The sequence below is a fragment of the Photorhabdus sp. P32 genome, from assembly GCF_038085095.1.
GTDB lineage: Bacteria > Pseudomonadota > Gammaproteobacteria > Enterobacterales > Enterobacteriaceae > Photorhabdus > Photorhabdus luminescens.
Genome location: NZ_JAZGJN010000231.1, coordinates 17,440 through 30,117, shown reverse-complemented (window position 1 = coordinate 30,117; position 12,678 = coordinate 17,440). Strand labels below are relative to the sequence as shown.

General features: G+C 41.6%; 9 protein-coding genes. 7 read left to right on the top strand and 2 right to left on the bottom strand.

Going from position 1 to position 12,678, the window contains the following annotated elements:
• Positions 1 to 676: 676 nt before the first annotated feature.
• Positions 677 to 1,570 (bottom strand): LysR family transcriptional regulator, encoded by an 894-nt coding sequence (locus V2H77_RS06695; protein ID WP_341498200.1) that lies wholly within the window; start codon positions 1,568 to 1,570, stop codon positions 677 to 679.
• A gap of 696 nt (positions 1,571 to 2,266) precedes the next feature.
• On the opposite strand from V2H77_RS06695, the gene folE reads away from it, so the two are divergent.
• From folE to folK, 7 genes are all read left to right on the top strand, one after another.
• Positions 2,267 to 2,962, top strand: a complete 696-nt coding sequence (folE, locus tag V2H77_RS06690; RefSeq protein ID WP_341498199.1) for a GTP cyclohydrolase I — start codon at positions 2,267 to 2,269, stop codon at positions 2,960 to 2,962.
• Positions 2,959 to 3,543: a 6-carboxytetrahydropterin synthase gene (locus tag V2H77_RS06685; protein ID WP_341498198.1), complete on the top strand. Its 585-nt coding sequence runs from the start codon at positions 2,959 to 2,961 to the stop codon at positions 3,541 to 3,543. Before folE ends, V2H77_RS06685 begins: the two co-directional genes overlap by 4 nt.
• A gap of 35 nt (positions 3,544 to 3,578) precedes the next feature.
• Positions 3,579 to 5,531, top strand: coding sequence for a dehydrogenase E1 component subunit alpha/beta (locus V2H77_RS06680; RefSeq protein ID WP_341498197.1), 1,953 nt, complete (start codon positions 3,579 to 3,581; stop codon positions 5,529 to 5,531).
• A 41-nt stretch (positions 5,532 to 5,572) separates the two neighbouring features.
• Positions 5,573 to 8,383 carry a condensation domain-containing protein gene (locus V2H77_RS06675; RefSeq protein WP_341498196.1) on the top strand — a complete coding sequence of 937 codons (2,811 nt, stop codon included), beginning with the start codon at positions 5,573 to 5,575 and terminating at the stop codon, positions 8,381 to 8,383.
• A gap of 6 nt (positions 8,384 to 8,389) precedes the next feature.
• Positions 8,390 to 9,751, top strand: a complete 1,362-nt coding sequence (locus V2H77_RS06670; protein WP_341498195.1) for a tetratricopeptide repeat protein — start codon at positions 8,390 to 8,392, stop codon at positions 9,749 to 9,751.
• 44 nt (positions 9,752 to 9,795) lie between these two features.
• The gene (locus V2H77_RS06665; protein ID WP_341498194.1) at positions 9,796 to 10,560 is read left to right on the top strand and encodes a pteridine reductase; all 765 of its coding nucleotides are present in this window, start codon (positions 9,796 to 9,798) and stop codon (positions 10,558 to 10,560) included.
• A 72-nt stretch (positions 10,561 to 10,632) separates the two neighbouring features.
• Positions 10,633 to 11,166 carry a 2-amino-4-hydroxy-6-hydroxymethyldihydropteridine diphosphokinase gene (gene folK, locus V2H77_RS06660; protein WP_341498193.1) on the top strand — a complete coding sequence of 178 codons (534 nt, stop codon included), beginning with the start codon at positions 10,633 to 10,635 and terminating at the stop codon, positions 11,164 to 11,166.
• A 158-nt stretch (positions 11,167 to 11,324) separates the two neighbouring features.
• Here the strand turns inward: folK and icd are convergent, their stop codons facing one another.
• Positions 11,325 to 12,578, bottom strand: coding sequence for an NADP-dependent isocitrate dehydrogenase (gene icd, locus V2H77_RS06655; RefSeq protein ID WP_132343379.1), 1,254 nt, complete (start codon positions 12,576 to 12,578; stop codon positions 11,325 to 11,327).
• Positions 12,579 to 12,678: the final 100 nt, after the last annotated feature.

Below are 12,678 nucleotides of genomic sequence, written 5' to 3'. Positions count from 1 at the left end.
ATTTTCATTTGTTATCTTTTACAAAAAAAATATGTTTATGAAGTTAATATTGTATAAATATCTCACTTTTATTCTAAATACATAATTTAAACAATATACGTTGAGGTTATGAATGATGTTAAGAAGAAAAAGGAAGAATCCCACTGATAACAATTTACCTATAAGAGTCTATCGTGGGAGATCTAAATATGAATATCACCCTCCATCAGGAGGTTCAATATCCATTTGCTGTTTAAGTTCACCATTGTCTGTCGTTTGGGAGGAGTATGAAAAAATTCTTAATAAGGAAAAACAATAACTAAATAATAACACTTCAAATATTATACAGTAAGTACTCTATTTACAGTTATAAAACCAGCGGGAGAACACACTCCCGTTAGCGGTTTTTGTCTAAATACACACACAATAAAGATTTTTACACGCTATTAAATTAACTATCCAGTTTTAACTTCTTACATCTACTTATCACTCATCAAACCAAGCTGATTATCCAATGCTTTCTTAAGATAGATACCTTAAGTGCCCGACTCTGGTTAGCATAAAAACTTTCATTGGGTATTGGAAAAAAATGGTCAAATATTTGCCAGAAATTCGCAATTCTCTACAAATTTAGAAGATTGCGAATAGCATTTTAATCAGTATGGAGAGCCCTAAAAGGTCCTTTCCCCTAATAAGATCAACAAACATTACTGTACAAACTTACAACTCTTTCTTCAAACCGGGCAAGTTCTTCTGTTAACGGAGCATCAAGCCTAAGCATATACGTCGCCAGCTTAGGAATACCACCAGCAAATGGTCTTATGGCTATATCCCAATGCCGAGTCAAATTGAGCTGTGATTCTCCCGCCACGCCAATCCCATACCCAGCAGCCACTAAAGTTAACAAAAGGTCAAAGCTGGCAACCTTTTCGGATATACATGGCGCTAACTTTGCATTTTGGAATATGGACAGCACTGGCTCCAAACATCCCTCATATACCCCCTGACCACAGATGATTAATGGATAGCGCAAAAGTTCATCCAACGGCACTACTTTGTATGCCAAAAGCGGATGCCTGACAGGAATAGCCGCCACTAATGAATCATACCAAGCCGGCATGGCAATAATGCCATCTCCTACTGCCATAGATTGAGCAAAGCCCACATCAAAAAGGTTGTCACGTAATCCATTCATGTGTTGAGCTAAAGGTATCTCATGTAAGCGAATGTCCATCCCTGGCTCGTCCTCACGACATTTTGCTAACAATTCGGCTAATTTGGGTGGTGTAACGCCATCAGATAACGCAATACGGAGTTGACTGTGGAATCCGGCCGAAACTGCTTTCACACTATCACGAACCTGACCAAGTACGGAAAAGATGCGAGGCGCCTGCTCCAGTAAAATTTCCCCCGCCCGTGTGAGCCGGATACTCCTTGTGGTACGCACGAATAACATCGTACCAAGATCAGCTTCCAAGTTTTTAATTATCCTTGATAGCGGTGATTGTTCTATATGCAGGCGCTCCGCAGCTCTAGCGAAATGTAATTCTTCTGCTACTGCCACAAAACACCGTAAATGTCGTAATTTCATATATATGCAACCTCCATCTTTCGCTAAACAGACTTATGCCTATTCTTTCTGAACACCCCCTTATTTGTTCTTTCAGATCATCTAAAGGCGTTCAGCTTTAAGTTGGTATTGTCCCGTAGGTTAAATCAGGGGGTAACATCTCCCATGTTAACAATTCCGAATTACATAAAGCCTCCTTTAGTAAATATGCGATAACCGATCACTGGACAAGATTTGCCTAACCTTGGCAAAAAATAGTCTCTGACAGTTATGAAACCGTTCTCTATCTGGATACCATCCCAAAATTTAATTAATTTATCTAATAAATAAGCACCAAACTGTACGTCAATACATTTACAATAACAATAAATAAGACTCATTCTTTCTTTAACTACGCTCTAGAAAGATAGATATTAAATATTCATATCAAGAAATTAAAAGAAACTGCAATAGCGGTACAACATATCTAAATATCTAACTTAATGTGCGATTTCACAACACAACTAAGTGGAACTAAAAAACACGAATCCCAATATCATTCCACCCAATTAAGACTTAAAAGGTCTTAAGGATGACTGCAAAGGTCATGATACCGGCCACTATTTTATTTAAGATTTATATAGCAAAGGTCTAAATATCGGTCCGTTAAACGGCAATGTAAGTTTCTCTAAACGAATCATAACGAAACCACTTAGTGACAATAACGAGGTACCTCTTATGGAACCAGGAGATTTGGAAATCACCACACATGGATTTGCAGATGGAATATCCATGCAATTAGCCAAAAAGCGTGAATTACATGGCCCCAATGAAGCTCTGACCAAAACTGAACTTAACCTTATTATAGATAAAGCTGCTATATCATTCGGAGAATTCCTGACCGCTCTTGGCGTTGACTGGCAAAATGATCCTAATTCGAAAGATACGCCGAGACGTGTTGCAAAAGCTTATGTCCTTGATCTATGGAAAGGCCGATATAAACCAATGGGGCCTATCACCACATTTCCAGCAGATAATTACGATGGCATTGTATTCGATGGTTGGATCGCCCTCGACTCCATGTGCTCTCACCATCATCAAGCAATCAGAGGCTATGTTCACGTTGCCTATATGCCAAATCAACATGGGCGTGTTCTTGGCCTATCAAAGTTAAATCGAATCGTCGAACATTTTGGCAGACGTGGGCTTATACAAGAACGGTTAACAGCAGCAATCCACAATGCAATAAACCAAGTCTGTGAAAGAAATCAGGGTGTCGCCGTTTTGATCGAGGCATCACACAACTGTGTAAGTTGCAGAGGTGTACGCCACCAGGAAAGCCGGATGAAAACACAAATGTTCTCAGGTGTATTCGCCGATGCTAATTCACCTGCCAAGCAAGAGTTCTATGAATTGATTAGAGGTGTTGCATGACAATTCAATATATTACGCGCAAAGGCTCTTTTGACTCCGCTCATCGCGTAATGAACGAGAGGGTTAAATGTTTCAATATCCACGGACATACCTATCTGTATGAACTGACTTTCTCATTTGAACAGATGCAGCCAATTGGATACGCGATAGATTTCAAAGAAATAAAGCGTATCGGCGCAGCATGGATTGATGAGTATCTGGATCACGCCTCGATTCTTAATCCCAAGGATGCAGATTTTATATCCGCTGTTCATGCCACGCGCAGTAAATTCAGACTCATGAGCCTAAATCCTAGTGGGGAGTACTGCAATCCAACCGTTGAGAATATTGCAAAAGAGATATTCCTCACTATGGAAGTTCTTTTTAGTGAATGGAATAGCCTCAAAATTCATCACGTCAGACTCTATGAAACGCCCAATTGTTTTACAGATTGCAATGCCGATTCAATTCATGAAGAGGAACGCAGCGCATTTCTCAGCCAACGCTTTGAAGAGCTAAAAGCTTATTCACAAGCAATGGGCCGGTTTGAATACGACTCAAGAAATATTGTTACATCAGATTCCACTTATGAACGCTCATAAAACAACGAATCACGATGAATGAGGGCTTATGAATCATGGACAACGATATCTTACGGGCATCTCTGCTAATACGAAAAACGGAAGAAGCATTGCTACGCCTTTATTCTACTGGCGAGTTGCACGGAACAGTACATACATGTATTGGGCAAGAATTAACAGGAGTCATAGTATGCAAATTTCTGAAAAAAAATGACTGGGTATTCTCCAATCACAGATGTCATGGTCATTTTCTTTCACGAACAGACGATGTTACAGGACTAATCGCAGAGGTAATGGGAAAGGAAACAGGCGTATGTGGAGGCCGAGGAGGAAGTCAACATCTATGCAAAGGGGGATTTTTTTCTAACGGCATTCAAGGGGGAATCTTACCGATAGCGACCGGCGTGGCTCTCGCCAAGAAGTTACGCCATGACGACACCATATCAATAGCGTTTATCGGAGATGGTACACTTGGTGAAGGTGTTGTATATGAAGTATTAAATATCGCAGCAAAGTGGGACTTACCACTATTGATCGTATTAGAAAACAATCAGTACGCACAATCTACTCATATCTCAGAAACATTATCAGGCAGCATAAGCAAACGTGCACAGGCTTTTGGAATGAGATATACAAGATCTGATGTTTGGAACTGGAAACATCTGATAACTGAAACCGAAGAGCTGATAAATTATACCAGAAACCAGGGACATCCCGCTTTCCTACAAATCGACACTTACCGTCTCAAAGCTCACTCCAAAGGAGATGATCTAAGAAGCATAGATGAAATAGAACACTTTAATACCATCGATCCTATAAATGTCATTTTGAGTGAACATGCAACTGAACTCGCGGAAGAAGTCGCCAAAGTTCAAGAAAGAGTAAATGAGGCAATAAGAAAAGCAAAACAAGCTCGCTCATCATCGTTTTATGGCATTGAAGCACAATTGCAACCGCAATCCTCCACATTCCACCCTCTACCTAACCAAGTACCTAAGATTCGGCTCTCCCGTGCAATCAACAGCGCATTTTTGGAAATTATGGCACAGGATAAAAATATCCTGTTCATAGGAGAAGACGTGAAAGCCCCTTATGGAGGCGCATTTAAGATATCCGATGGCTTATCCGATAGCTTTCCCGGACAAGTCATAAATACTCCCATTTCCGAAAGCGCTATTGTAGGCATCGGATGTGGGCTTGCTATGTATGGATATCGTCCTTTTGTGGAAATCATGTTCGGCGATTTCCTAACTTTAGCATTTGACCAGATATTGAACCACGCAGCCAAGTTCAGAGATATGTACAACGATCAGGTAAAAGTTCCGTTAGTGATCCGTACACCAATGGGCGCTGGCCGCGGTTACGGGCCTACTCACAGCCAAACTCTGGAAAAACACTTCATGGGAATACCAGGACTGACGATACTGGCAATCAACAATCTTATAGATCCGGCAATAGTCTATAAAGCACTTGCAAAACAAGAGGAAGGACCTATTCTTCTTATTGAAAACAAAATTCTCTATACCAAAAGTGTTCGAAATACTCCATTGGGATTCACAAGCCATGCATCTGACGATCTATTCCCCGTAGTAGTCGTAAACCCTCTGTCAGTAAATGTCGACGTTGTAATCTTCGGTTATGGTGGACTAAGCGATCTACTGGTGGATGTAGCAGAAGAACTTTTCGTAGAACACGATGTGATCGCTCAAGTCATCTGTCCACTCCAGATATATCCGTTTAGTGTCATCCCATATATCGAACTCGTATCAAAATGCAAAATTGCCATCATCGTTGAAGAAGGTCAGGGATTTGCTGGTTTTGGCTCAGAAGTCGTTGCTCAACTAACTGAAACTTTAGGCAAATTGTTGCCTCGCATCGTACGCATATATCCTCCCAATATGGCGATACCAGCAAGTAAAGCCCTTGAGAACCTTATGATTCCAGGAAAAGACATGCTGATTGAACGTATTCTTAAGGCATACATACCAGAAAGTAAGTCTCAGCAATAAATGTCTTTAATTGAAATTAATGTGACTGCAATAGGTATATTATGAAAAATGCCGTTATTCTTGAAAAGATAAGCGCCAATGACGAAACAATGCTAATCACAGAGTGGTTAGTAAAAGATGGAGATTATGTCAATGCCGGGCAACTGATTGCGCAGGTAGAAGCTTCCAAAGCCATAATGGAAATCCATAGCCCCTTGTCGGGATATCTGCTTAAGAGGTATCAGGCAGGAGATGAGGTCGCTGTAGGAAATATTATAGCTGAAATCGTCCAAGAGCCCACTTCCGCCCAAAATAAGGAGGATCACAAAGCATCCATCTTCCAGGAGGATAGCAATAACACAACGGTCAGGTTCTCCAAGACCGCTATCGCATATCTCGCACAACGCAAAATTGATCCTTTAAAATTAGGACTCAGTGGCCTCATAACGTTAGATCACCTTAAGCAACATTTGGTTATAGAAGAACAAATTCAATCGCCGCCTACAGCTACAGTATTAACCAAGCCCAACGAGTCAGATAAAACTTTATCATTGGCTGAAAATATCATTACTACGGAACCGATCGAAGTTTCGAAACAAGCTGAAATACGCATTCTCTCTGAAGCTCAGAATGGCTCGTTACCCAGTTCTGTCACTGTGCAGTTCAATTCCACCAGGTTACGGGAAAAATTGCAAAATAATGCAAATTCTAGTGGGCAAATGTTCCCTTACCTTTTGTGGATACTGGGTATCACACTTCAAGACTGGCCACAATTACTCTCTTATTATGAGAAACAAAAAATCCATCGGTACAACATTGTGAACATTGGCATCGCAATTGACATGAATCAAGGTCTGCGAGTACCCGTGATTCGACAAATAAATCAGTTAACATTGCAAAATGTGGAAACCGCTGTCGCCTATTATGTCAGCCGATACCATGAAAACAAGTTAAGTCCTGAAGATGTTACAGGTGCAACCTTTACGGTTTCCGACCTGTCTGGTCAGAATGTTCTTCACTTTCAACCCATGCTAAATAAGCGGCAATGCGCCATTCTAGGAATCGGAGGCGACAAGGATCTTGATGGATATCCCATGTCTCTCACCTTAGCCTTCGATCATAGAGTGCTAACTGGCACCATCGCAGCACGATTTCTAAACGATTTTAAACGAAGACTACTTACCAGTAATACCTCCCAATTACACGTATCTAATACAGAAGAGAAGCAATTGGTCCCAATTCACAGCAACTTTTCCCCGACAAATCTAAAATTAGCTGACTATATCAGCAGTGTTTGGCAATCGCAGCTCGAATGCCAAACAGTGAATCCATCGGACAATTTCTTCAAGCTCGGTGGTGATTCGATGAAAGCCGTCGACACGGTATCGCAAATTACAACCCGCATTGCGGTTGCCATACCTCTGCGATTGCTTTTTGAAAATCCCACCCTTCATAAATTCACTCAACAAATTATACAGCTCATTAATGAAGTTCCACGAGACGTTGACAATCTTCCACCCGTGTTGTCGGATAGTCACACTACACTCTCTCTTCAACAAGAAAGGCTACTCAAATTATGCGCTGACGGAGATCCCGCTGACTATAACCTTTTCCGTGCTTATCGGCTCACTGGTCACCTCGATAAAGCGGCATTAAGACACGCGCTATATTACCTAACAAAACGACACGAGATCCTTCGTAGTCGATTCGATTGGGACACAGCTTCATTTATTGGGTATTTTGAAGAAGATTCCATTCTGCCAATTGAATTCATTGACCTTTCTGCAATAGCTGAAGAAGACCAAAATGAACAATTACTATCCACGTTACAATGCAATTCACAATGTACGTGGGGTGTCTCTGGCGACTGGCTGTTTCACGTAAGCCTAATTCTTCTCAAAGCAGACGAGCATGTTTTAACAATCTGTTTGCATCACTTGATTGCTGATGGCGGCTCTATTCGAATCCTAATGGATGAATTATCAACTTGTTATGCTCATATGTATGGTGATAAATCAGTCACTTTACCAAAAGAACTGCAACGACAATATCGCCACTATGCTAACCAGCAACGCCAACATATCCTTGATGTCTCTGTGAAACGTCAAATAAATTACTGGAAGCACAAAATGGAAGGCGCACCTTCCCTGCTCACTCTGCCTATGCGCAACCGGCCAGAAACCTATCAAACAGGTAGTTCCGCATCAGAAATATTTCAGATCCCCCAAGAGATTGGTGTCCTTGAATTCAGCCGCCATACAGGAACCACACTATACACAGTCCTTATGTCAGCTTGGGCTATTGTTCTTTCCCATTACTCATCCCAACAAGAAGTTGTTATTGGCACTGCTGCGGACAATAGACAACCGGAATATGGAAACAGTCTTGGTTTCTTTGCAAACAATTGGGCAGCACGTATATCTGTTGAAGATACACAGGAATTCGCACTATTGATCAAATCCATACGCCAACTCACTCTAGATGCAAAAGATAATATTGACTGGCCCTTCGGAATGATTGCCGATGTACTCGCCCCTCATGAAAAACACGAAGTACGACCACGAGTCTTCCAAGTCATGTTAATCATGCTTCCCAACACAAAATTGACTTTACATAATGTCGAGGTCACACCTGTCGACTTAGCTACAGGGCGTGGTAGAGAACCTTTTGACGGTACAGTATTAGATATGGCGCTATGGATATCTGTAGAGCACGAAAATATATGTGCAAAGTTGGTATATAACGTTGATCTGTTTCAAGAGAGAACAGTGAAGTCTATAGTTCGATCATTCACAGAAGTCCTTCGGAAGGCATGTTCAGAGAGCAGTATTACACTGCTTAAACTTAAAGACACTTGTGAAGCAATTGAGTAATCAAACATGATACCAGCACAAGAATTACACTTATTGGCCCATGAAGCATTAAATCGCCAAGATTTCAAACACTGTGCCAAATATTGTCACACACTGCTTAAGGCTACAAATGAGCGGAACTATGTGCAAGATAAGATCAAACTCGATTGTATTTATATGCTACTGTTTATATATGACATTTGGAACAAACAATGCAATCTACCTTCCATTGAGAAATGGACAAGGCACGATCTATTCTCCTTGGCAGACACTTATCACGTTGAAAAGCTATCACTTGATACTCATATTAAACTAAAAGTTCTCAAAGGAAAGTATCTCGCCAACACAAAATCATCGGAAGCCGCAATTTTGGCGATACAAGATGCTGTCGTTTTAGCTGAAAATAGTTGCACCCATTATGTCAAGGCACTTGCCTTAGCCGAATTAGGTCACAAGACCATGAAAATCAACCTCAAACGCGGCAGAGAATTGATCCGGCAAGCCTACGATATCCTACATCAAAGCCCGATGAATCATGAACTATCGTTGGAAAACCAGAGGCATATCCATTTTATTTCCTCAATACATGGAATTTGCGAGTTCGATTGTGGTAACTACGAAACAGCCATGAAACATCTGTCCAGTGTTTATCAATCAAGCTTGCGCCTCGGCATTAAATCCGATATTTCTATCTTCTGTAACTACCTAGCACAAGTCCATATGGGTTTTGGGGACTATGAAACCGCTGAATCACTACTACTCAGTAGCCTTGAGAATTTCATTTCTGAAAAAACGCCGCACGCATGGAATGCGAATAATCGCGCACTTCTTGGCAAGGTCTATATCGAATGGGGAAAATATGACAAGGCACGTGAACACCTCACAATAGGATGGAAAGAGAGCAGATTGGCTCGCTGCTTACCTTTGATAACTCTTGTCAGAAATTACTATGCGGAATTCCTTTTACAACGAGAAAACAGTCCATCCAAGCAAAATATCGCCTTGGCCGAAGAAATCTTACAGGAAAATATCTCTGAAGCACACCGAGCTGGAATATATCGTAGTGAAATCCTTTCATTATCTCTTATGGGACAAATTTCCCTCAATCGAAATGACTTTAGTGCTGCCAAGAAATATAGCCAATCTGCTATTGATATGCTTATTAACATGGGATGGCTACCCGCCCTTCGTGCACAGGAGATCTATATGAATCACTATATCGTAGCCATGAGCTGTGGAGATGTGGAGCAGAAAAAACACTGGTTATCAGAAGCTTACAATGTCGTAATGAGCATAGCCCATCGAATTCTTGATGATACCAGGCGCCTTTCATTTTTAGGTCGAGTAAAAATTAATGACATGATTGTTCACAAATATACGGAAATTTAACTTGTCTGCATTTGTGAAATCTACTTTAGTTACGGAAACTCAATATGAAGAATAAACATTCAACCTCAATGCGAGAGAGACGAGTTGCCCTTATCACAGGTGCTGCCAGAAGATTAGGGACGGTTATCGCAAAAACATTACATGCTGAGGGATTCAATATAGTGGCACACTGTAATACATCCCACTTAGAGGCCAACGAACTGGTTCAGGAATTAAATTTGATACGTGCCCACTCCGCAATATTCGTGCAAGCAGATTTGAGTGATTTGCGTAACTGTGAACCTGTCATAAATGCAGCAATCAGCAAATGGGGACAATTGGATTTATTGATCAATAATGCCTCAACCTATTATCCAACAGAAATTGGGGCCGTTACCCATAGCCAATGGAATGATTTGGTTGATATTAACTTGAAAATACCGTTTTTTCTGATCCAAACTGCCATACCTTGGCTAAACCAGGTCCGTGGAAATATCGTCAATATTGTAGATATCAATGCCCAACGTCCTCTAAAAGGGTATTCTGTCTATTGCGCGGCAAAAGCAGGTCTTGCACTACTCACAGAAGCTCTCGCTTTAGAGTTAGCCCCCAATATCCGGGTGAACGGCGTCGCTCCGGGAACCATCATGTGGCCTGAAAAGAGTAATACGCTGGATGATAGCGAAAAGCTCATCGCTTTGGAAAAAATCCCCCTTGGTCGAATTGGTGATGGTAAAGACATCGCCGAAGCGGTACGATTTCTTGCAGTCTCAGAGTATATTACGGGTCATATCATCAGAATCGATGGCGGCGCAATACTTTTCAGATAAAAGTTCAACGCTAACAACATACGATTTCGTAATGAGTTAACGTCATTTAATTGAATTCCTTTGCGAGTAAATATGAAATACGAAAAAGTCATAGCAGCCGTGGCAATTGGAAGTAATCTTAATCAGCCTTATGACAACTTATTAGAAGCAGAAAATCATCTATTGGCATTGAGGGAAAGTACAAACTTTCGCTTTAGTCCGATATATAAAACAGCACCGATTGACAGTACAGGGTCACCAGACTACCTGAATGCCGTTGCTGTCTTTGAAACATCTCTAGCACCGACCGTCTTGCTCACCGAGTTACTAAATATTGAAGCACTCAACGGCAGGAAACGTCCATTCGTCAATGCCCCTAGAACACTGGATCTTGATTTACTATTATACGGGGACAAAATTATATCTACGGAGAATTTGATCGTTCCTCATCCCAGGCTTCATAAGCGCTTCTTTGTTTTAACACCTCTTAATGATTTACTATCTGAAACGCAACATCCACTGCTTAAAGCATCCATTAGTGAACTTGAGCAAAGACTACAAACACTTTATGAAAAAGAAAAATATATCTCTCATTTCGACCAAACATTTCGATCTGTTTCTATGTGACAGCTCCTCTTCCTGGCGAGGATGGCGCTCATTTATAGCGTCAGCAAACTGTTGTTCATTTGATATTCACAACAAAGTATCGCCGAAAACTACTTTGATGAAATCAGAAAACCCCACGGAAGCATTCGCTACCGTGAAGTTTTCACCATGATGACGGATTACATATGCTGAATAATCGCGTCACCAAATTCGCTACATTTCAGCAATTTAGCGCCTTCCATCAGACGTTCGAAATCATAAGTCACCGTCTTCGCGGCAATCGCGCCTTCCATACCTTTAACAATCAGATCTGCGGCTTCTGTCCAACCCATGTGACGCAACATCATCTCAGCGGAAAGAATCACAGAACCTGGATTCACCTTATCCTGACCGGCATATTTAGGCGCTGTGCCATGAGTCGCTTCAAACAGAGCACATTCATCACCGATATTTGCTCCCGGAGCGATACCGATACCACCAACCTGAGCAGCCAGAGCATCAGAAATGTAGTCGCCATTCAGGTTCATACAGGCGATAACATCATATTCAGCAGGGCGCAGCAGAATTTGTTGTAGAAACGCATCTGCGATGACATCTTTAACAATGATCTCTTTACCGTTTTTCGGATTCTGAATTTTCACCCAAGGGCCGCCATCCAACAGTTCACCACCGAACTCTTCACGAGCAAGCTGATAACCCCAGTCTTTGAAAGCACCTTCGGTGAACTTCATAATGTTGCCTTTGTGAACCAAAGTGACAGATTCACGGTCATTATCAATTGCGTATTCGATGGCAGCACGAACTAGGCGTTTAGTGCCCTCTTCAGAACAGGGTTTCACACCGATACCACATTGCTGTGGGAAACGGATTTTATTGACGCCCATCTCTTCTTGCAGGAATTTGATCACTTTATCCGCTTCGACAGACCCTGCTTTCCATTCAATACCGGCATAAATATCTTCCGCGTTTTCACGGAAAATAACCATATCCGTCAATTCAGGTTGTTTGACCGGGCTTGGCGTACCCTGGTAATAACGAACAGGACGAAGGCAAACATACAGATCTAATTGCTGACGCAATGCTACGTTCAGAGAACGAATACCGCCGCCAACCGGCGTCGTCAGAGGACCTTTAATGGCTACGCGATATTCACGGATCAGATCCAACGTTTCATCCGGCAACCAAACATCTTTACCGTATACATGAGTCGATTTTTCACCAGTGTAGATTTCCATCCAGGAAATTTTACGCTCACCTTGATAGGCTTTCTGAACCGCTGCATCGACCACTTTCAACATTGCAGGGGTAACATCGACACCAATCCCATCCCCTTCGATATAAGGGATGACCGGGTTATTCGGAACAACCAGTTTACCTTTAGCGTCGACTGTTATTTTTTTACCTTCCGCCGGAATAACTACTTTGCTTTCCATTAACCTCTCCTTTCAAGTAAGCGTAATACCTTGTTAATTTTTTGTAAGGGACGTGTCAATACTACTTGAATATTCGGCGAACGCCAATTGATAGCAGACT